Below are 18,963 nucleotides of genomic sequence, written 5' to 3' on the forward strand. Positions count from 1 at the left end.
AGCAAGGCTGCAAAGGGTGCGACACTGTCGTCGGCGTGCATGCAGGTCGGGTGCGTGGCGCCGTTGCTTAGTTGACTTTGCGGCTGGGCGTGAAGGGCAGGGGCATCACGGGAACACCATCCTCGATCAGCTCCTTGGCGTCGGCCAGCTTTGCCTCGCCATAGATCGAGCGTTCGGGCACGTCGCCCAAATGCATCGCGCGCGCCTCTTGCGCGAAAGACCCGCCGACATATTCGCTTTCGGCTTCGACCTTGGCGCGCAGTTTGGCAATCTCTGCTGTGATCTCTGGATTGGGGGCCGCCATCGGCGCGGCGGGTTTTTGTTGGGCGGGTACCGGCTGCGTTTGTGCCGCGCGTGCTGGACGTACCTTGGGGGCCATCAGGCTTTTTTCCACATTCGCCGATCCGCATTCAGGGCAGTTGATATGTCCTGCCGCGCGAAGCCCGTCAAAGGCTTCGGCGTTCTGGAACCAGCTTTCAAAGCCATGGTTCTGATCACATTTCAACGCATAGCGGATCATTTCGCGCCCCGTAAAACTCTTCGTCTTTCAAATATGGCTATCCTGACCAGCCCATGCAAGGCGCACGACGCCAATTCGCCTGCAGTCGTGGCTAGGTCTGGGTCTTTGGATCGAAGTCTTTGATCATCCGCCGCAGCTCTGGTTCGGATACCATCTGGGCCGCCTTTTTCGCACTGACCCATCTGCGCCGCCGCTCGGCTTTTTCGGGATAGGATTTGTGTATCTTCTTCACCTTCAGCGGAAACACGGCCACCACACAGGGCAACCGTTCGCCCGCATGACCTTTGTCATAGGCAAAAAAACCAAGGACATTGTGGCTCAGCTTGCCTTCGACGCCAGCCTCTTCAAAGGCTTCGGTCGCGGCCGCCCCTGCGGGGGTTTCGCCATCCATCGGCCAGCCCTTCGGAATAATCCAACGCCCGGTTCCTCGGGTTGTGATCAGCAAAACCTCGACCCGTCCTTCGTGCAACCGATAAGGCAGCGCGCCAAATTGCGTGCGCACAGACCGCTTGTCGCTGAGCGAAAGCCGAATAGGCCGTTGCTTTCCCTTTGCGATGGTCACTTTCTTGCCGCCCTTGCTACCCATGTGTCCGGCCAAAATATCCGGTTATTGTTGTCTTTCCCTGAAGATAATCCGTTTTAGCCGAAAGGAAAGGGAAAAGGCAGATGTGGTGTGAAAACGCCACCCACCCGCCATATAAAGTGTGTTGCAGAGCCGATCAGTCGCGCGTGCCGGCAAACCGTTCCTGCCAGCTTTCCCGATCCTCGTCCGAGATTTTGGAAAACACATTGTCGGGCACCGTGAAAGAGTGACCCGGTTTCAGCGCGCCAAGGGTGGCGGGCACATCGTCGGGCCAGCCGTGGTTGTCTGCGCCCATCGCCGCCATCATCGTGTTCGCCGCATCGGGAATAAAGGGCGCCGACAACACGGCATAAAACGGGATCAGGTTTAGCGCCAAACGGATCTGCGCCGCCGCCTGTTCCGGGTCGGTCTTGAAGGTCGTCCAAGGGGCTGCCGTTTGCAGGTATTCGTTGCCCGCGACCCAGATACCGCGAAGTTCTTGCGCGGCTTTGCGCACGTCCATCGCTTCCATATGGCCTTCATAGGCGCGGGTTTTGGCGGTCAGGTCCGCGATCAGCGCATGTTCCAGATCGCCATAGGTGCCACCATCCGGCACGGCTTCCGAGAACTTCGAGCGGCAGAACTTGGTGACGCGGCTGACGAAGTTGCCCAGCACGTCCGACAGGTCTTTGTTCACGCTGACCTGAAAGTTTTCCCACGTAAACTCACTGTCCGAGTTTTCGGGTGCGTGGGACAAGAGCCACCAGCGCCAGTAATCCGCAGGCAGGATCGACAGGGCCTGATCCATGAACACGCCGCGTCCCTTGGAGGTCGAGAATTGCCCGCCGTCATAGTTCAAGTAGTTGAACGACTTGATGTAATCGACCAGCTTCCACGGCTCGCCCGATCCCATGATGGTCGCGGGGAAGCTGAGCGTGTGGAAGGGCACGTTGTCCTTGCCCATGAATTGCACATACCGCACGTCATCCGCGCCCTTGTCAGTGCGCCACCAACGGTGCCAGAACGCGTCAGGCTCGCCCAGCTTGTCGGCAAGCTCGGCGGTGGCGGCGATATATTCGATGGGCGCGTCGAACCAGACATAGAAGACCTTGCCTTCCATGCCCGGCCAATCAACGTCGCCTTTCTTGACCGGCACGCCCCAGTCCAGATCGCGTGTGATGCCCCGGTCTTGCAGCCCGTCCCCGTCGTGCAGCCATTTCTTGGCAATGGACGTGGTCAGAACCGGCCAATCCGTTTTGGTGTCGATCCACGCGTCCAGCTTGTCCTTCAGCTTGGACTGGCGCAGATACAGGTGCTTGGTTTCGCGCACCTCAAGGTCGGTCGACCCGGAAATGGCTGAACGGGGGTCGATCAGGTCGGTCGGGTCCAACTGCTTGGTGCAGTTTTCACACTGGTCGCCGCGCGCGCCGTCATAGCCGCAATTGGGGCAGGTGCCCTCGATATAACGATCCGGCAGGAAGCGGCCATCGGCGTGCGAATAGACCTGCTTTTCCGACACTTCTTCGATCAGACCATTCTCGGCCAGCTTGCCCGCGAAATGCTGGGTCAGCTTGTGGTTTCTGTCCGATGACGAGCGCCCGAAATTGTCGAACGACAGGCGGAAACCATCGGCTATCTCGGACTGAACCGCGTGCATTTCGGCGCAGAACTCGGCCACCGGTTTGCCAGCCTTGGCGGCGGCCAACTCGGCGGGCGTGCCGTGTTCGTCGGTGGCGCAGATGAACATGACCTCGCGACCCCGGCCACGGTTATAGCGCGCATAAAGGTCAGCAGGCAGTTGCGAGCCGACCAGATTGCCGAGGTGCTTGATCCCGTTGATGTAAGGGATCGCCGAGGTGATAAGGACGCGGTTCATGTGTGCTCCGGTTCTGCGGGGTGTTTTTCGGTTTTGGGCCGTATACGCGATGCCCATCTGCAATGCCAGAGTTTCGGATCACATGCAGGTCGCAGCACTGTCGCCTAGTCGCGATCGCGCAGCTTGCCAAACAATCGACCCATCGAAAACGACGTGCGCGGCGTATAGGTATAGGGCGTGCGGATGGTGCGCGTCGGGCGTTGCCGGCTTCGCGCCAGACCGAACACGATCAAGCCCAGATGCCCGACCGCGATGAAGGCGAACAGGGCGGAGGGGCCGAAATGTTCGATCAGACCCGAGGCCACCAAGGGCGACGCGATGGCCCCGACGGCGTAAAAGAACATCAGCGCGGCCGACAGTTCGACCCGTTCTTCGCTGGTGGCAAAGTCGTTGGCGTGGGCGGCGGAGACCGAAAAGATCGGAAAGGTGGTGAAGCCGAAAAACCCTGCGGTAATGAAGGCCACGCTTTGGCCCATGCTGGATGCCATAACGGTGACGCTGCAGCTTAGGATCGCTGCAATCGACAGACCGATCAGCACCGCGCGACGGTCATATCGGTCGGCCAGCCAGCCCACCGGAAGCTGGGCGAGCGCGCCGCCCAGAACGAAGCTGGCCAGAAACCAAGCGAGTTGTCCCGTGGCAAGGCCGACCTCTTGGCCATAGATCGGGCCGACCATCCGAAATGCGGCCGATGTGATGCCTGCGACGATGACGCCCGCGACGGCCAGGGGCGAGCGCACCCAAGCAAGCGCGGGGCGCAGGCGCGGGGTGCTGGGGGTCACGGGTTGCGGCGTGCGGGTCAGGGCAAGGGGCAGAATGGCCGCGCAGCAGGTCAGGGCCAGCACGTTGTAAGACACGTAATGCGCAGGATCCAAAACGCCGATCAGAAGTTGTGCGGCAAGCGACCCGCCAAGATCGACCGCCCGGTAGCCGCCCATCGCGCGGCCTCGGGTCTCGTTCGTGATACTTGCGTTCATCCACGCCTCGATCACTGTATAGGCGCCAGCAACGCTTAGCCCGGTCGCGATGCGCATGACGGCCCACGGCACAGGATCAACCCACAGCATATGCGCCAGCAGCCCAATGGCCCCCATCGCGGTAAACCCGGCAAAGGCGCGGGCGTGACCAACTGTGCCCATCAAGCGCGGCGCCCACCAGCAGCCGACAAAGAAGCCGACGAAATGCGCCGACCCCAGCATTCCGATCTCGGCTTTGGTGAAGCCAAGCTTCAGCCCCGACAACGCGTCCAGCGGACCAACCCCGCCCGAGCTAAGCTGCAGCAGGACGACGGATAATAGAAGCGGTGCAAATGTAATAAGAAAGCGCATGCAAACCCTCGGACGATATGGACAGCATCGCTGTTTCGCGCCGCGATGCTAGGCCGAAAGCGACAAGGGCGACGGGTGCCGCGTCGTGTTGGCGGCGGATCGGGTGAGGGGCTTGCGGGACAAAAGGGGGGCTGATATGCCCCATAAAAGCCTGATGGAATTCATCGGGTATCCACCCGCGCCTGCGGACTAAGCTAAGGATCAGCCCGCGAACATGGACGGCACCAGCATCAACGAAGCCCGGCTTGAAATCCGCGACCTCGTGCGAGAGTTCGGCGGGCGACCAGTGGTCAGTGGCGTGTCGCTATCGTTGCAGGCAGGGCAGGTCACCGGGCTGCTTGGCCCGTCGGGCTGCGGCAAATCCACGACACTGCGCATCATTGCGGGTGTGGACCGCCAGACCTCGGGCGAGGTGTGGATCGACGGACAGCAAGTGGCCGGTCCGGGCGTGTTCGTCCCCCCGGAAAAGCGTCACATCGGGTTGATGTTTCAGGATTTCGCGCTGTTCCCGCACTTGTCGGTCGCCGACAACGTGGCGTTCGGGCTAAAGGGCTCGCGCACCGAAAAAAGGTTGCGGGTTCGGACGTTGCTCGACAAGGTCGGGCTGGCGCGCTTCATCGACAGCTTTCCGCACGAGCTGTCCGGCGGCGAGCAACAGCGCGTGGCGCTGGCCCGCGCGCTGGCCCCGCGCCCGTCGATCATGCTGATGGACGAGCCGTTTTCCGGCCTTGATAACCGACTGCGCGACGGTATTCGGGATGAAACATTGGGCATTCTGAAAGACGAGGGCGCGGCGGTGCTTCTGGTCACCCATGAACCCGAAGAAGCGATGCGCATGGCCGACGAAATCGCGCTGATGCGCGACGGGCAAGTTGTGCAACGCGGCGCGCCCTACAACATTTACAACGCGCCAGTAGACCTGAAGGCAGCAGCGTTCTTTTCCGACGTGAACGTCATCACCGGAGAGGTGCGCGGCGCGCTGACGGATACCGCGTTCGGGCAATTTCTGGCCCCTGGCATGCCGGACGGAACGCGGGTCGATATCGTCATTCGCCCACAACACTTGAAGATCGACTTTGACAGAGGCGGCAAAGGTCCAAGCCCGACCCCCGATCACGGGGTCTGGGCGCGTGCGTTGGTGGACCGTGCGCGGTTCATCGGCAAAGAAAGCCTTGTTGATTTCCGAATGGAGGATGGTGGGACCATTCTGACCGCTTCGGTGCCGTCGGTTTTCCTGCCGCAACAAGGCACGCCGCTGTGGATCGCCATCCGACGCGATCGCTGTTTCGTCTTTCCGCACCGGTTGGAGCCGGGGCCAGAGGCGCCGCAAGGCTGATCTGCCTCGCCCCGACCCGACCCGTTCGCCCCGCGCCTGAAAATCGTGCCTGATTAGGGCTGAGAATCGCTTGTCCAGCGGACGCGACGTGGCGCCACCTTGCCACGCGAGCCACCGATTTCTATCATGACACAGACGCGATCAAGGCCCCTGCGCGCATTTCTCTCATGTTTTTCGGTGCAGTTTTTCGCTTTGGGGCTTTGAACTTGCCGCGCGAAGCAATAAATGTTTCGGGCGTTATACAAGAGGACGGGCCACGCGCCCCTCCTATGAGGGAGAATAACATGCTCAACAATATCGGCCTTCCGGGCCTTCTGCTGATCGCTGTCGTCGTGCTGGTTCTGTTCGGCCGCGGCAAGATCTCGTCGCTGATGGGCGAAGTGGGCAAAGGCATCACAGCCTTCAAAAAAGGCGTCGACGACGGCAAGAAGGAAATCGAAGAGCAAGCCTCTGAGGTTGCCAAAGACGTGACCCCCGAGACTGACAACGAAAAGGCGTAAGCCGCGACCGTTAGGGGGCGCTGCCCATGTTCGATATCGGCTTTTCCGAGCTTCTGGTCATCGGGGTGGTTGCCCTGATCGTGGTTGGTCCCAAAGACTTGCCCGGCATGTTCCGCACGCTTGGCCGCTTTACGGCGCGCGCGCGCCAGATGGGGCGCGAGTTCAGCCAGGCGATGAACGAAGCGGCGGACGAATCCGGTGCCAAGGACATTGCAGATACGTTCAAATCCGCCACCTCGTCCAAGGCGATGGGGTTGGATGCTCTGAACAAGGCTGCAGACGGCTTTGAAAAATGGGATCCGGCGAAATCGTTGCGCGACCAGAAAGCAGCGGATGAGCCGACCAAATCAGGTGCCAAGGATCAGGACGATCCGCAAAAGCCTGCGCTGGATGACGCCCGTGCTGATGCGGCCCGCAAGATCCACGAGGCGACCGCGAAAGCCGCCACTGAACGCCAGACCAAAGAAGCCGCCGATGCTGCCAGAAAAGCCGAGATGCTGAAGGTGAAGCGTCAGCCTTCGAAGCGGCCGGTCGAAAAGACCGTTGGCAAACCCGAAGAAAAAACGGCTCCGGCCAAACGGGCCGCAGCCAAGGCGCCTGCGGCGAAGAAGCCCGCGGCCAAGAAGCCGACTGCCAAGAAGCCTGCCGCAAAAGCAACCGCCGCCACGTCGAAGGCCAAACCCAAGACCAAGGCGACCGCCAAACCTAAAGCCAAACGCGACGCCAAGCCTGCCGCCAAACCCACGGACAAATCTGACGCATGAGCGACCCTGACCAGATCGAAGACAGCTCGGCCCCGTTGATCGAGCATCTGACCGAATTGCGCACGCGCCTGATCCATTCTGCGCTGGCATTTGTTGTCGGTATGATAATCTGTTTCACGGTTTGGAACCCGATTTTCAACTTTCTGACCGAACCGCTATGCACAACGATGGCCGAACGTGGCCAGGACCAGTGCGGGCTCATACTGATCAAACTGCAAGAAGGCTTCTTTGTCGCCATCTCGATCTCTCTATTTGGCGGGCTGGTGCTGTCGTTCCCCTATATCAGCTATCAGCTGTGGCGGTTCGTGGCACCAGGGCTTTACAAGTCTGAGAAGAACGCGTTCCTGCCCTTTATGATCGCGTCGCCAGTGATGTTTTTCATCGGCGCGTCCTTTGCCTTCTATGTGGTCATGCCGCTGGCCTTCGACTTCTTTCTGGGCTTCCAGCAAGCGGGCAATGTGGGCGAGACGGACGTTGCCGCCTCTATCGACTTTCAGGGGTCGGTGCAGGAGTATCTGCGCCTGACCATCAAGTTCATCGTGGCCTTCGGTCTGTGTTTCCAGCTGCCCGTGCTGCTGACCCTGATGGGCAAGGCCGGGCTGGTCAGCTCGCAAGGTCTGGCGGATATGCGCAAATATGCTGTGGTCGGCATTTTGGTGTTGGCCGCGCTTGTCACGCCGCCGGATGTCATCACGCAGGTGATCTTGTTCGTGGTGGTTTACGGGCTCTATGAAATCTCGATCCAGCTTGTGAAGCGCGTTGAGACGAAGCGCGAAGCCGATCTGCGCGAGCAGGGGTTGTGGTTCGAAGACGACGAAGACGAAGCCGACGAAGACGAGCTGATGGCAGAATTCGACGCGGACGCCGACGACGACGATGGTGATGATGACGATCCGGGTCAGGTGGAGAAGGGCGCGTGAGCGATTTCGATCTGATGACACGTATCGCCGAGGCGTTGGAGCGCATGTCGCCCGCCCCGCTATCGGCCCCCGACTTTTCGACCGCTGACGCTTTTGTCTGGCACACTGCGCCGGACCGGTTGGTGGCTGTGCCCAATGTGAACCGCGTGGCCATCGAGCTTTTGATCGGAGTCAATCGCTCACGTGACACCTTGTTGGAAAACACGTTGCAATTTGCCCGTGGCCTGCCCGCCAACAACGCCCTTTTGTGGGGTGCACGGGGTATGGGAAAATCCAGCCTTGTCAAAGCGGTCCACGCCGAAGTTCTGAAACAGGGCGAAGCGTTGAAAATTGTGGAATTGCAGCGCGAGGACTTGCCTTCGGTTGGCCGGCTTTTGGCGCTTCTGCGCGATGCCCCGCACCGGTTCTTGCTGTTTTGCGATGACCTGAGCTTCAGCCATGACGACCAGCATTACAAAAGCCTGAAGGCGGTGTTGGATGGCGGGATCGAAGGGCGACCCGAGAATGTGGTGTTCTATGCCACGTCGAACCGTCGCCACCTGATGCCGCGCGACATGATCGAAAACGAGCGCTCGTCCGCGATCAACCCGTCCGAGGCGGTCGAGGAAAAGGTGTCTCTGTCCGACCGTTTCGGGTTGTGGCTTGGTTTCCACCCCTGCGATCAGGATGAATACCTTGCGATGATCCGCGGCTATTGCGATGCCTATGGCGTGGTGATTGACGACGACACGATGCGCGCCGAAGCAATTGAATGGCAAGCGACGCGCGGGGCACGGTCCGGCCGCGTGGCGTGGCAGTATTTTACCGACCTTGCGGGCCGTCAAGGCACCCAAATCGACTGATGCGGGCGCGGGGACCTTTGCAGGTCCATCGCCCCAAAGGGTATCTGATACCCCCTAAACCACCGGAGTGCAGATGAAACGCATCGCAATCTTCTGTGACGGAACCTGGAACCGGTCAGATGCCCGGACCCCCACCCACGTGGTGCGATTGGCGCAAGCTGTGCGCCCAACGGCGCGCGATGGGACCACGCAGGTTGTGCATTACCTGCCCGGTGTGGGCATTGGCCAGGGCGTGACGCGGTTGTCGCGGTGGCTGGACAGGTTCATGGGGGGCGCTTTGGGCTGGGGGTTGGACGATCGGATCCTAGATGCCTATCGCAACCTCATTTTCACCTATGAACCGGGCGATCAGATCTACATTTTTGGCTTTTCGCGCGGCGCTTATACGGCGCGGTCGTTGGCCGGATTGATCCGCACCGCCGGGATCCCGCCCAGCAATTGCACAGACCGCATTCCCGAGGCGATGGCGATGTATCGCGCCCGCGAAGGCCGGACGTCGCGGCCCGATAGCGAACAATCTCTGCGCAAGCGGGCGGCGCTGTCACCCGACACCGCGACCAGCGACGCGGATCTTGACTGGCGCCGGGCGCGTGGGTTGGACAGCACGCTGTTGCAGATCACCTATCTAGGGGTCTGGGACACAGTGGGCGCGCTTGGCTTGCCCAGCTTTCTTGGCCTGGTCGCGCGGGTGTTCAACGCACATTACGCGTTTCACGATGCCGATCTGTCCCGATCTGTGGGGGCCGCGCGCCACGCGGTGGCCATTGATGAACGACGCCGGCATTTTCCGCCGGCGCTTTGGGCCAATCTTGATGCCCTGAACGAAGAGGTCACCGGACCCACGTCGCTGTATCAACAGCTTTGGTTTGCGGGCAATCACGGCATTGTCGGGGGCAGCGGTCGAGTGCCCGCTTTGTCGGCCTTTCCGACCGCTTGGATCGTCGCAGGCGCACAGGAGCGCGACCTGGATTTCGACGCCCGTCGGCTGTCACCTCTGCTGATGCTGGCGGATATTGGCGCGGACGACAAAGGGGCCGCGCGCCATCCCTCGTGGCGCAACCTGTGGGGGCGCTTGCTGCGCGACAGACCATTACAGACCCACCCCGACACCGGCGAGGTCTTTCTGTCTCAGGTCAGTGGCGCGGCTCAGGACCGGGTGCGCAAAACGGATTACCGCCCGCGCACCCTTGATCCACTTCTGGACGAGATCATCGACTAGGCCAGCGTGCCGTCTGCGCCGATATGCGTCGCACCACCCAGATAGGGGCGCAGCACGTCGGGAAGCGTGACGGACCCATCGGCTTCTTGCCCGTTTTCCAGAACGGCGATCAGGGCGCGTCCGACGGCCAGACCTGACCCGTTCAGCGTGTGCACAAACTCAGGTTTGCCGCCACTGTCGCGTTTGAACCGTCCGTTCATGCGGCGCGCCTGAAAGTCTCCGCATGTCGAAACCGAGCTTATTTCACGATAGGTGTTCTGGCCGGGCAACCAGACCTCGATGTCATGGGTGCGGATCGCACCGAAGCCGATATCGCCCGTGCAAAGCACCACGGTGCGATAGGGCAGGCCCAGCCGTTCCAGAATACCTTCGGCGCAGTTGGTCATACGCTGATGTTCGTCGTCACTGTCTTCGGGGCGGGTCACCGACACCATTTCGACCTTCTCGAACTGGTGCTGACGCAGCATCCCGGCCGTATCACGCCCCGCGCTGCCCGCTTCCGAACGGAAGCATTGAGTATGCGCCACATAGCGACGTGGCAGATAGCTTTCGTCGATCGTCAGCCCGTTCACGATATTGGTCAGCGGCACTTCGGCGGTGGGCACCAGCCACCACCCGTTGGTGGTCTGATAGCTGTCCTCGCCGAACTTGGGCAGTTGGCCGGTGCCATACATCATGTCTTCCTTGACCAGCACCGGGGTCCACGTCTCGGTCAGGCCGTTTTCGGTCACATGCACATCCAGCATGAATTGCGCTAAGGCCCGATGCAGCCGCGCGATGGCGCCCGACAGCACGACAAAGCGCGACCCCGACAGCTTGGCCGCCGTCTCGAAGTCCAGACCGTCTTGGGCGGCGGGCAGGTCGTAATGCTCCTTGGGGGCAAAATCGAACACGCGCGGGGTGCCCCAACGCTTGATTTCGACGTTGTCGTCTTCGTCCACGCCGTCCGGCACATCCTGCGCGACGATGTTGGGCAGTTCCATCAACAACGCATTCAGCTGTGCATCTTTTTCCTTTGCCGCGTCGTTCAGCTGCGCGATCTCGGATTTCTTTTCGGCCACCAGCGCGCGCAAGCGTTCAAACTCCGCATCGTCCCCAGAGGCCTTTGCCGCGCCCACAGCTTTTGCTGCCTTGTTGGCATCTGCCTGTGCAGTCTCGGCCGCCAGGATTGAGGCGCGTCGCGCTTCGTCCAATGCAAGGATCTTGCCCGACACGGGCGACAGACCCCGACGGGCCATGGCGGCGTCGAAGGCTTCAGGGGTGTCGCGGATCTGACGAATATCATGCATGGGGTGCTTCCTCGTTTCTGATGCCCGGCATATGCCAGAAGCTTGCGCAGGGGGGAAGCCCCTTGCCTATAGGCGGATCACGTAATCTTTCACCGTGGTTTCCAAAACCTCCCATGTGCCACTGAAGCCGGGACGCAGGATCATACGGTCACCGGACTTCAGATGCGTTTCGACACCGCCTGAATCCGTTAGGATGGAATGCCCTTCGAGAATCGAGAAATATTCCCATTCGTCATACTGCACATGCCACTTGCCCGGCGTTGATTGCCAGATGCCAGCAAATAGCCCGTCCCGCTCCTCGATGTTCCAGGTGGTGAACACCGGGTCGCCGGAAACGAGCTTCTCTGCCGCGGGGTGGTCGATTTCGGCCGGACCGGTTTTGTCCACATTAACTGCTAAAACGCTCATCTAACTGCCCTTTGTTGTCGCGACCAGGTTTTGCCGCCGTCCATTTCGCCGCGATCGTTGCACAGAGCGGCGCAGTCCTCCAGAGGTCGCTCGGAAAATCGACAAAGACAATGGATTTGCGCCCCTTTCGGTTGCTGGACAACCCCAAGGCCCGCATATAGTGTGCGCGCGAGTTTGGGCTTTGAGCCCTTGGAAAAAGGATATCCCTATGTTTGCCACACCTGCTTTTGCACAGGCCGCAGGCGCCCCCGCCGGGGGCCTTCTGAATTCGATGCTGGTGCCAATGTTGCTCGTCTTTGCGATCATGTATTTCTTCATGATCCGCCCGCAGCAAAAGAAGATGAAAGAACATCAGGCGATGTTGGCGGCGCTGCGCAAAGGCGACCAAGTGGTCACCCAGGGCGGATTGATCGGCAAAGTCGTGAAGGTCAAAGACGACACCGAGGTCGAAGTTGAAATCGCGACGGGCGTAAAGGTGCGCGCCGTGCGGTCGACGATCGTCAAAGTCATGGGCAAGACCGAGCCCGTCGAAAGCTGACGTATCGGCGGTTGAACCCGCCAAACCATCACGACATCAAAGACTTATAGGGCAGGGGCTCATGCTGCAAATCGCAACTTGGAAACGTCTTGTGATCTGGGGGCTGACGGTCCTTGGCCTCTATTTTGCGGCACCGAACGGGTTCTATGACCGGGTCGAAGTGCACAATGATGCGGTCAAGGCCATCGAAGCCACCGGGACCACACCCGAGCTTGAGGCCGATCGCAGTGCATGGCCCGACTGGGCGCCAAACAGTCTTGTGAACCTTGGGCTCGACCTGCGCGGGGGCGCGCATCTGCTGGCCGAGGTTCAGGTCGAAGATGTCTATGGCGCGCGGATGGATGCGCTTTGGCCCGAGGTGCGCGACGTGTTGCGCGAAGAACGCGCTACGGTCGGCACCATTCGCCGGCAAGACAGCGCCCCACAAGAATTGCGCGTCAAGGTTTCTCAGCCTGATGGGCTGCCCCGTGCCATCGAACTGGTGCAAACGCTGGCCCAGCCGGTTGTCAGCCTGTCCGGCGTCGGATCGACGGATATCGAGGTGGCAGCAGGTCGCGAGGGCGAGCTTGTCGTGACTCTGTCCGAGGCGGAACGCGTTGCAACCGATGACCGCACCATTCTGCAATCGCTTGAAATCATTCGCCGCCGCGTGGACGAGGTCGGCACCCGCGAACCGACCATCCAGCGGCAGGGCGACACCCGCATCCTGATCCAAGTGCCGGGCATCGGCAGTGCGTCAGAGCTGAAAGAGATCATTGGCAAGACCGCCAAGCTGACATTTCACCCCGTGGTCGGCCGTACCACGGACGCGGGCGCGACACCGGGGCCGCGCAATGTGATCTACCCCTCGCTTGACGAAAGCGGCGTGTTCTATGAGCTGGAAAAAACCCCCGTCGTTACCGGGGAAGAACTGAACGACGCGCAACCGGCCTTTGACCAGAACGGCCAACCGGCCGTGAATTTCCGGTTCAACGTGTCCGGCGCGCGCAAATTCTGCGACTATACCGGCGCCAATGTCGGCGCCCCCTTCGCGATCGTTCTGGACGCCGAGGTCATCTCTGCCCCACGCATCAACGAACAGATTTGTGGCGGGTCGGGGATCATCACCGGGAATTTCTCGATTGATGAATCGACGAACCTCGCGGTTCTTCTGCGCGCAGGCGCCCTGCCGGCGGAATTGACCTATGTCGAAGAACGCACCATCGGGCCAGAGCTTGGGCAAGACAGCATTGATGCTGGCAAGGTCGCCTCGCTCGTCGCGTTTCTTGGCGTGCTGGTCTTTATGGGGCTGGCCTATGGCTGGTTTGGCGTGATTGCCAATGTGGCGCTGATCCTCAACGTGGGAATGATTTTCGGCCTGTTGTCGATGATCGGGGCCACGCTGACCCTGCCGGGGATCGCCGGGATCGTGTTGACCATCGGGATGGCTGTGGACGCCAACGTGCTGGTGTTTGAACGTATCCGAGAAGAGCTGAAATCCGGGCGAGGTCCCGCGCGCGCCATCGAACTTGGTTATGAAAAGGCACTGTCCGCCATTCTGGACGCCAATATCACTACCTTCATCACAGCCGTGATCCTGTTTATCATGGGGTCCGGCCCGGTGCGCGGTTTCTCGATCACGCTGGGGCTGGGGATTTTGACCTCGGTATTCACAGCGATTTTCCTGACCCGGCTGATGCTTTTGATGTGGTTTGAACGCAAGCGCCCGCGCGAGCTTGAAATCAAGGGCATACGCTTGGCGCCGCAAAACCGGGTGTTCGATTTTTTCCGCACTTCCGTCACAACGCTCGGGGCTTCGGGTTTGGCGATGGTGGCCTCTGTTTTGCTGTTCCTGATTGTCGGTCTGAACTTCGGGATCGACTTCCGCGGCGGCACGACCATCCGAACCGAAAGCACACAGGCTGTGGATGTCGGGGTGTATCGCGACGCATTGGCGCCGCTGGGGTTGGGCGATATCTCGATCGCGCAAGTTTTCGACGTGAACTTTGCCGACGACCAACACGTGGCCCAGATCCGCATCGAGGCGCAAGAAGGGCAAGAAGCCATCACGCCCGAGACCATCGAGGTCATCGAGCAGGCATTGATAGCGGTCGATCCTGCGATCACCTTCCCCAGCGTGGAAAGCGTTGGTCCGAAGGTGTCGGGCGAGCTGGTGACCACGGCTATTCTGTCCGTGATTTCAGCCCTCGCTGCGGTGCTGGTGTATATCTGGCTCAGGTTCGAATGGCAGTTCAGTCTGGGCGCGGTAATCTCGCTTGTGCATGACGTCGTGCTGACTATTGGTGTTTTCAGCCTTCTGGGAATCAAGTTCGACCTTGCAATCATTGCGGCGCTTCTGACCATCGTCGGTTATTCGCTGAACGACACTGTGGTTGTCTTTGACCGTGTGCGCGAGAACCTGCGCCGCTACAAAAAGATGGACCTGAAAGAGGTTCTGAACCTGTCGATCAACGAAACACTGTCGCGCACGATGATGACCTCTGTCACGACGTTGTTGGCATTGATCGCGCTCTATGTTCTGGGCGGAGACGTGATCCGAGGCTTCGTTTTTGCGATGATCTGGGGTGTGATCGTGGGGACCTATTCGTCGATCTTCATTGCATCGGCAATTCTGTTGAAGCTGGGCGTGAAGCGCGACTGGTCCAAGCCTGATGCGAACGCAGGCAACCAGTTCTCAGACGTAGATGCCTGACTTACTGGCGCAAGCCCTGGCGCTGCCGGGGCTTGGCTGGCTTGTCATCATAGCATTTGTCGCCGGGCTGGTGCGTGGGTTTGTCGGGTTCGGCACGGCCTTGATCTTTCTGCCGGTGGCGGCCCAGATCATAGATCCCGTTTGGGCGGTCACGGTGCTGATTGTGATGGATCTGGCTGGACCTGCTCCCGCGATCCCGCGCGCCCTGAAAGACGGACACCCCAAAGATTTACTGAGACTGGTATTGGCCACCGCGCTGGCCCTGCCTTTGGGGCTATTGGCGCTGTTCGCCGTCGATCCCCAGTGGTTCAAGCTGGCGGTGTCCGTGATCAGCCTGATCATGCTCGCAGCCCTGATGACGGGAAAGCGATATGGCGGAGAAGTCACGCCGCCCGTCGTCTGGTCCACCGGTGGCATTGCAGGGTTGCTCGGCGGGGCCGCGGGTATTCCCGGCCCGCCTGTCATCCTGCTCTACATGGCGTCTTCCCATCCGGCGCGGGTGATCCGTGCGAACACGACAGCCTATCTCTTTTTCTTCGACCTGATGATGCTGGCGGGGGTCTTCATTGCCGGACGGTTGGCGGGTCTGCCGTTGATTCTTGGGCTGATTGCCATGCTGCCCAACCTATTGGGCAATCTTGTCGGCGGCGCGGCCTTTCGCCCCGGATACGAATCCCTCTATCGTAACGTGGCTTATCTGATCATTGCGGCGTCCAGCCTGTCCGGGCTTTACGCTGCCCTGTTCTGACCCAACCCGCCCAATCACAAGGACCCGACATGCAATTTCATGAAGTCAAGTATGACAGCGCCCAACCGGTTGACGGCTATGGTCCCGGCTTTTTCCGTGTCGCGGGAGACGTGATACAAGGCGGCATTCTTTTGACCGAGGATACAGTGAAAAGCTGGAGCGGCCCCGACGACCTTGCGCCATTGCTGGCGATGGCGGGCCGGATCGACGTGTTGTTTTTTGGAACCGGTGCAGACCCGGCCCACCCGCCCGCAGCTTTTCGAGAAGCCTTGGAAGAAGTCGGGATCGGGGTCGAGGCCATGGCCTCTGCGCCGGCCTGCCGCACCTATAATGTGCTGGTCGCCGAGGGGCGGCGCATTGCGCTGGCCGCCCTTCCGGTCTAAGGCTTCTTTCATGAAGATGAAGGTCGAAAACCTGTCTGTTGCGCGCGGAGGCGTGCCGGTTCTTGAAGGGCTGAATTTCACCCTCGCGCCCGGTCAGGTGTTGATCCTGCGCGGGCCAAACGGGTCCGGTAAAACCACGCTTTTACGCACCCTTGCCGGACTGCAGCCGCCGATTGCAGGTGCCATTTCCGCCGACCCTGAAAACATCACCTACGGTGCCCACGCCGACGGGTTGAAAGCCACGCTGACGGTCGAGGAAAACCTGACATTCTGGGCGTCTGTCCATGGCATCGACACGATCGCGCCTGCGGTCGAAGGTTTTAACCTGAGCGGCCTGACACACCGCCCTTCGGCCAACCTGTCGGCCGGTCAGAAACGGCGCCTTGGGTTGGCGCGCCTCTTGGTCACCGGGCGCCCGATATGGCTTTTGGACGAACCGACGGTATCGCTTGATGTGGCTTCAGTTGGCTTGTTTGCCGACGCAGTGCGCGCCCATGTCGCCGGAGGCGGGGCGGCTCTGATCGCCACCCACATTGATCTGGGGATCGATGCCGACACCTTGGATATCGGTCCATTTCGCGCCGATCCCAAACGCGGGCGGGACGTTCAGCATCGCGATGGCTATGCCGATTTCGACGAGGCCTTCTTATGATCGCGCTGTTGATCCGGGATATGCGACTTGCGATGCGCGCAGGCGGGGGCTTTGGGCTGGGCTTGGCGTTCTTCCTGATCGTGTCCACCCTCGTGCCATTTGGCGTTGGGCCCGAAGCGGCAATCCTGTCGCGGATCGCACCCGGCATCCTGTGGGTGGGCGCGCTGTTGGCCTGCCTGCTGTCGCTCGACCGCATCTTTCAGTTGGATTTTGAAGACGGGTCGCTGGACCTTCTGGCGACCGCTCCGATCCCGATGGAGGGCACGGTTGCAATTAAGGCGCTGGCGCATTGGCTTGTCACCGGTCTGCCACTTACCCTTGCTGCACCCGCCTTTGGGGCCTTGATGAACCTGCAATCGCCAGGGCATTTTTGGATCTTCGTCACGCTATTGATCGGCACGCCCGCGCTGTCGATGATCGGTGCATTCGGCGCGGCCCTGACCGTTGGGTTGAAACGCGGTGGGCTGTTGCTGTCGCTTCTGGTGCTGCCGCTTTATATCCCGACCCTGATTTTCGGCGCCGAGGCCGCGACGCGCGGCACAGCAGGTCTGTCGGCCCTGACGCCGCTTTTGATGATGGCCGGGATCACCGCCGGGTCCATCGCCCTTTTACCGTTTGCCGCAGCTGCGGCACTTCGCATCAACCTTCGATAATGTGAACGCGCCTTGCTTGCAGCAATCACCGCCACCGAATAAAGGAAGCATATGTCACTTTGGGAATTCGCAAATCCGGTTAAGTTCATGGCGCTCAGCGGCAAGGTTTTGCCGTGGGTGATTGCATTGGCCGTGTTGACTTTGGTGCCGGGCATGGTCTGGGGCTTCTTTTTCACCCCCGAAGCCGTCAATTTCGGAAACTCGGTCAAGATCATCTATATCCATGTGCCGTCTGCAATGATGGCAATTAATATTTGGGCGATGATGCTGGTCACCTCACTGATCTGGATCGTCCGTCGCCACCATGTCTCGGTTCGGGCGGCCAAGGCCGCCGCGCTGATCGGTGTCACCATGACGGTCATCGCGCTGATCACCGGCGCGATCTGGGGCGAGCCGATGTGGGGCACCTACTGGGCATGGGATCCGCGGCTGACCAGCTTTTTGATCCTGTTTTTGTTCTACCTTGGCTACATGGCGCTGTGGGCTGCGATCGAAGACCCGGATACGGCGGCGGACCTGACCTCGGTCCTGTGTATGGTCGGATCGGTCTTTGCGTTGCTCAGCCGCTATGCGGTGAATTTCTGGAACCAAGGCTTGCACCAAGGCGCCTCGCTGTCGGTGGACAAAGAAGAGCACGTGGCCGATGTCTACTACCTGCCGCTGCTTTTGTGCATCGCTGGCTTTGTCTTGCTGTTTGTCGCCCTTGTGTTGATCCGTACCCGCACCGAGCTGCGCTTGGTGCGCCTGCACCGCCTGGAGATCCGTGAAAGGATGAAAGATGCTTGAGCTTGGCAAATACGAAGGCGCGATCCTGTCGTCGTGGGGCGTGACCATCGCCCTGCTTGCAGCATTGGTTTTTGTGACGTGGCGGCGATCGGTTGCCGTGAAACGAGCGCTGGAAACAGCGGAAAAAAGGGCATCTGACAATGGCTGAAGAAAAGAAAAAAGGCATTTCGTGGTTTATGCTGCTGCCCCCGGTGCTGTTCCTCGGGTTGGCGGTCATGTTCATGTGGGGCATGAAGCAAGAGGACAGAAATACGCTGCCCTCGACCCGTGAAGGCGGCATGGTGCCTGCGTTGCAACTGACCGCGTTCGAAGGGGCCGAGGGGTTCACTCAGGATGACCTGACCAATGGTGGTGTGAAGCTGGTGAATTTCTGGGCCAGCTGGTGCGCACCTTGCCGGGCTGAGCACCCGCAGTTGGAGACGCTGGCCGAAGAGGGCGTGGTGATCAACGGGATCAACTACAAGGACGATCCGGCCAACGCGCGTCGTTTTCTTGAGCAACTGGGCGACCCGTTTGCCAAGCTGATGGCTGATGCAGACGGGCGCACGGGTCTGGACTGGGGCCTATACGGTGTGCCGGAAACGTTCATTATTGCCGCCGACGGCACCGTGGTGAAACGCTTTGCCGGGCCGATCACCGAAAGCATTCTTGAAAGCGTCATCCGTCCGGCAATTGCCGAGGCCGCTGCGCGCTGACCCGTCAGCCGACCGTTACCAACAACACGACGAACGCCAAGAACGCCGCCGCTTCGACCAGAGGCGGCGTCGGTCGTTTGCGCCGGTGTGCACCGGCGACAAAACTGCCCATGTCAGTTTCCGTCAGACGGGCAGGCAAGGGCGAAGGCGGGGTAGGGGTCGATTTCTGGGTCATCTGCTCATCAAACCTGATAGCAATTAACATCGCGTTTCTTTGGTCTGTTCCGTGTGGAAACACTATGTATCCGACTT

At 60.4% G+C, this 18,963-nt stretch carries 22 protein-coding genes; 15 read left to right on the plus strand and 7 right to left on the minus strand.

Annotation, left to right across the window (positions count from 1 at the left end; translation table 11 throughout):
* Positions 1–67 precede the first annotated feature (67 nt).
* The 4 genes from ACXYMP_RS06040 to ACXYMP_RS06055 form a co-directional block, all read right to left on the minus strand.
* The gene (locus tag ACXYMP_RS06040) at positions 68–520 is read right to left on the minus strand and encodes a DUF1178 family protein (protein ID WP_458904986.1); all 453 of its coding nucleotides are present in this window, start codon (positions 518–520) and stop codon (positions 68–70) included.
* Between the two features lie 91 nt (positions 521–611).
* Positions 612–1,106: an NUDIX hydrolase gene (locus ACXYMP_RS06045; RefSeq protein ID WP_298570442.1), complete on the minus strand. Its 495-nt coding sequence runs from the start codon at positions 1,104–1,106 to the stop codon at positions 612–614.
* 133 nt (positions 1,107–1,239) lie between these two features.
* Positions 1,240–2,958, minus strand: coding sequence for a methionine--tRNA ligase (gene metG / locus ACXYMP_RS06050; RefSeq protein ID WP_458904988.1), 1,719 nt, complete (start codon positions 2,956–2,958; stop codon positions 1,240–1,242).
* Positions 2,959–3,062: 104 nt separating this feature from the next.
* Positions 3,063–4,286, minus strand: a complete 1,224-nt coding sequence (locus tag ACXYMP_RS06055) for an MFS transporter (protein WP_298570440.1) — start codon at positions 4,284–4,286, stop codon at positions 3,063–3,065.
* 214 nt (positions 4,287–4,500) lie between these two features.
* Here ACXYMP_RS06055 and ACXYMP_RS06060 point away from each other — a divergent pair, with 214 nt between their 5' ends.
* The 6 genes from ACXYMP_RS06060 (at position 4,501) to ACXYMP_RS06085 (ending at position 9,867) form a co-directional block, all read left to right on the plus strand.
* Positions 4,501–5,622, plus strand: coding sequence for an ABC transporter ATP-binding protein (locus ACXYMP_RS06060; RefSeq protein ID WP_298570438.1), 1,122 nt, complete (start codon positions 4,501–4,503; stop codon positions 5,620–5,622).
* A 284-nt stretch (positions 5,623–5,906) separates the two neighbouring features.
* Positions 5,907–6,122 (plus strand): twin-arginine translocase TatA/TatE family subunit, encoded by a 216-nt coding sequence (locus tag ACXYMP_RS06065; RefSeq protein ID WP_298570437.1) that lies wholly within the window; start codon positions 5,907–5,909, stop codon positions 6,120–6,122.
* A 26-nt stretch (positions 6,123–6,148) separates the two neighbouring features.
* Positions 6,149–6,886: a Sec-independent protein translocase protein TatB gene (tatB, locus tag ACXYMP_RS06070; RefSeq protein ID WP_458904991.1), complete on the plus strand. Its 738-nt coding sequence runs from the start codon at positions 6,149–6,151 to the stop codon at positions 6,884–6,886.
* Positions 6,883–7,806, plus strand: a complete 924-nt coding sequence (gene tatC, locus ACXYMP_RS06075) for a twin-arginine translocase subunit TatC (protein ID WP_298570434.1) — start codon at positions 6,883–6,885, stop codon at positions 7,804–7,806. Before tatB ends, tatC begins: the two co-directional genes overlap by 4 nt.
* A 14-nt stretch (positions 7,807–7,820) precedes the next feature.
* On the plus strand, positions 7,821–8,648 hold the full coding sequence (locus tag ACXYMP_RS06080) for an ATP-binding protein (protein ID WP_458905332.1): 828 nt from the start codon (positions 7,821–7,823) through the stop codon (positions 8,646–8,648).
* A gap of 73 nt (positions 8,649–8,721) precedes the next feature.
* On the plus strand, positions 8,722–9,867 hold the full coding sequence (locus ACXYMP_RS06085; protein WP_458904994.1) for a DUF2235 domain-containing protein: 1,146 nt from the start codon (positions 8,722–8,724) through the stop codon (positions 9,865–9,867).
* On the opposite strand, the gene serS is transcribed toward ACXYMP_RS06085, so the two are convergent.
* Positions 9,864–11,156, minus strand: coding sequence for a serine--tRNA ligase (gene serS, locus ACXYMP_RS06090; RefSeq protein WP_458904996.1), 1,293 nt, complete (start codon positions 11,154–11,156; stop codon positions 9,864–9,866). The two genes, ACXYMP_RS06085 and serS, sit on opposite strands and share 4 nt — an antisense overlap.
* A gap of 66 nt (positions 11,157–11,222) precedes the next feature.
* Entirely contained in the window at positions 11,223–11,564 is a 342-nt protein-coding gene (locus ACXYMP_RS06095) for a cupin domain-containing protein (protein ID WP_458904998.1), read from the minus strand.
* A 208-nt stretch (positions 11,565–11,772) separates the two neighbouring features.
* On the opposite strand from ACXYMP_RS06095, the gene yajC reads away from it, so the two are divergent.
* The 9 genes from yajC (at position 11,773) to ACXYMP_RS06140 (ending at position 18,711) form a co-directional block, all read left to right on the plus strand.
* Positions 11,773–12,102: a preprotein translocase subunit YajC gene (yajC, locus tag ACXYMP_RS06100; protein WP_298570428.1), complete on the plus strand. Its 330-nt coding sequence runs from the start codon at positions 11,773–11,775 to the stop codon at positions 12,100–12,102.
* 61 nt (positions 12,103–12,163) lie between these two features.
* Positions 12,164–14,794 (plus strand): protein translocase subunit SecD, encoded by a 2,631-nt coding sequence (gene secD, locus ACXYMP_RS06105; RefSeq protein ID WP_458905000.1) that lies wholly within the window; start codon positions 12,164–12,166, stop codon positions 14,792–14,794.
* Positions 14,787–15,542, plus strand: coding sequence for a sulfite exporter TauE/SafE family protein (locus ACXYMP_RS06110; protein ID WP_458905002.1), 756 nt, complete (start codon positions 14,787–14,789; stop codon positions 15,540–15,542). Before secD ends, ACXYMP_RS06110 begins: the two co-directional genes overlap by 8 nt.
* 29 nt (positions 15,543–15,571) lie before the next feature.
* The gene (locus tag ACXYMP_RS06115; protein ID WP_298570393.1) at positions 15,572–15,925 is read left to right on the plus strand and encodes an Mth938-like domain-containing protein; all 354 of its coding nucleotides are present in this window, start codon (positions 15,572–15,574) and stop codon (positions 15,923–15,925) included.
* A 10-nt stretch (positions 15,926–15,935) separates the two neighbouring features.
* Complete coding sequence (ccmA, locus tag ACXYMP_RS06120; protein ID WP_298570382.1) at positions 15,936–16,577, plus strand: heme ABC exporter ATP-binding protein CcmA; 642 nt, start codon at positions 15,936–15,938, stop codon at positions 16,575–16,577.
* Positions 16,574–17,230, plus strand: a complete 657-nt coding sequence (gene ccmB, locus ACXYMP_RS06125; RefSeq protein WP_298570373.1) for a heme exporter protein CcmB — start codon at positions 16,574–16,576, stop codon at positions 17,228–17,230. The genes ccmA and ccmB overlap by 4 nt, the downstream gene beginning before the upstream one ends.
* 51 nt (positions 17,231–17,281) lie before the next feature.
* Complete coding sequence (locus ACXYMP_RS06130) at positions 17,282–18,016, plus strand: heme ABC transporter permease (protein ID WP_458905005.1); 735 nt, start codon at positions 17,282–17,284, stop codon at positions 18,014–18,016.
* Entirely contained in the window at positions 18,009–18,164 is a 156-nt protein-coding gene (locus ACXYMP_RS06135) for a heme exporter protein CcmD (protein WP_298570354.1), read from the plus strand. The genes ACXYMP_RS06130 and ACXYMP_RS06135 overlap by 8 nt, the downstream gene beginning before the upstream one ends.
* Positions 18,157–18,711 carry a DsbE family thiol:disulfide interchange protein gene (locus ACXYMP_RS06140; protein WP_298570345.1) on the plus strand — a complete coding sequence of 185 codons (555 nt, stop codon included), beginning with the start codon at positions 18,157–18,159 and terminating at the stop codon, positions 18,709–18,711. The genes ACXYMP_RS06135 and ACXYMP_RS06140 overlap by 8 nt, the downstream gene beginning before the upstream one ends.
* Positions 18,712–18,715: 4 nt before the next feature.
* Here ACXYMP_RS06140 and ACXYMP_RS06145 read toward each other — a convergent pair whose 3' ends face one another.
* Positions 18,716–18,916: a hypothetical protein gene (locus ACXYMP_RS06145; protein WP_298570337.1), complete on the minus strand. Its 201-nt coding sequence runs from the start codon at positions 18,914–18,916 to the stop codon at positions 18,716–18,718.
* Between the last annotated feature and the right edge of the window lie 47 nt (positions 18,917–18,963).

This window comes from Aliiroseovarius sp. CAU 1755 (assembly GCF_054482655.1).

Coding starts and splice junctions, on each gene's coding strand:
- ACXYMP_RS06040 (WP_458904986.1), bottom strand. CDS start 520: ATGATCCGCTATGCGTTGAAATGTGATCAGAACCATGGCTTTGAAAGC.
- ACXYMP_RS06045 (WP_298570442.1), bottom strand. CDS start 1,106: ATGGGTAGCAAGGGCGGCAAGAAAGTGACCATCGCAAAGGGAAAGCAA.
- metG (WP_458904988.1), bottom strand. CDS start 2,958: ATGAACCGCGTCCTTATCACCTCGGCGATCCCTTACATCAACGGGATC.
- ACXYMP_RS06055 (WP_298570440.1), bottom strand. CDS start 4,286: ATGCGCTTTCTTATTACATTTGCACCGCTTCTATTATCCGTCGTCCTG.
- ACXYMP_RS06060 (WP_298570438.1), top strand. CDS start 4,501: ATGGACGGCACCAGCATCAACGAAGCCCGGCTTGAAATCCGCGACCTC.
- ACXYMP_RS06065 (WP_298570437.1), top strand. CDS start 5,907: ATGCTCAACAATATCGGCCTTCCGGGCCTTCTGCTGATCGCTGTCGTC.
- tatB (WP_458904991.1), top strand. CDS start 6,149: ATGTTCGATATCGGCTTTTCCGAGCTTCTGGTCATCGGGGTGGTTGCC.
- tatC (WP_298570434.1), top strand. CDS start 6,883: ATGAGCGACCCTGACCAGATCGAAGACAGCTCGGCCCCGTTGATCGAG.
- ACXYMP_RS06080 (WP_458905332.1), top strand. CDS start 7,821: ATGACACGTATCGCCGAGGCGTTGGAGCGCATGTCGCCCGCCCCGCTA.
- ACXYMP_RS06085 (WP_458904994.1), top strand. CDS start 8,722: ATGAAACGCATCGCAATCTTCTGTGACGGAACCTGGAACCGGTCAGAT.
- serS (WP_458904996.1), bottom strand. CDS start 11,156: ATGCATGATATTCGTCAGATCCGCGACACCCCTGAAGCCTTCGACGCC.
- ACXYMP_RS06095 (WP_458904998.1), bottom strand. CDS start 11,564: ATGAGCGTTTTAGCAGTTAATGTGGACAAAACCGGTCCGGCCGAAATC.
- yajC (WP_298570428.1), top strand. CDS start 11,773: ATGTTTGCCACACCTGCTTTTGCACAGGCCGCAGGCGCCCCCGCCGGG.
- secD (WP_458905000.1), top strand. CDS start 12,164: ATGCTGCAAATCGCAACTTGGAAACGTCTTGTGATCTGGGGGCTGACG.
- ACXYMP_RS06110 (WP_458905002.1), top strand. CDS start 14,787: ATGCCTGACTTACTGGCGCAAGCCCTGGCGCTGCCGGGGCTTGGCTGG.
- ACXYMP_RS06115 (WP_298570393.1), top strand. CDS start 15,572: ATGCAATTTCATGAAGTCAAGTATGACAGCGCCCAACCGGTTGACGGC.
- ccmA (WP_298570382.1), top strand. CDS start 15,936: ATGAAGATGAAGGTCGAAAACCTGTCTGTTGCGCGCGGAGGCGTGCCG.
- ccmB (WP_298570373.1), top strand. CDS start 16,574: ATGATCGCGCTGTTGATCCGGGATATGCGACTTGCGATGCGCGCAGGC.
- ACXYMP_RS06130 (WP_458905005.1), top strand. CDS start 17,282: ATGTCACTTTGGGAATTCGCAAATCCGGTTAAGTTCATGGCGCTCAGC.
- ACXYMP_RS06135 (WP_298570354.1), top strand. CDS start 18,009: ATGCTTGAGCTTGGCAAATACGAAGGCGCGATCCTGTCGTCGTGGGGC.
- ACXYMP_RS06140 (WP_298570345.1), top strand. CDS start 18,157: ATGGCTGAAGAAAAGAAAAAAGGCATTTCGTGGTTTATGCTGCTGCCC.
- ACXYMP_RS06145 (WP_298570337.1), bottom strand. CDS start 18,916: ATGTTAATTGCTATCAGGTTTGATGAGCAGATGACCCAGAAATCGACC.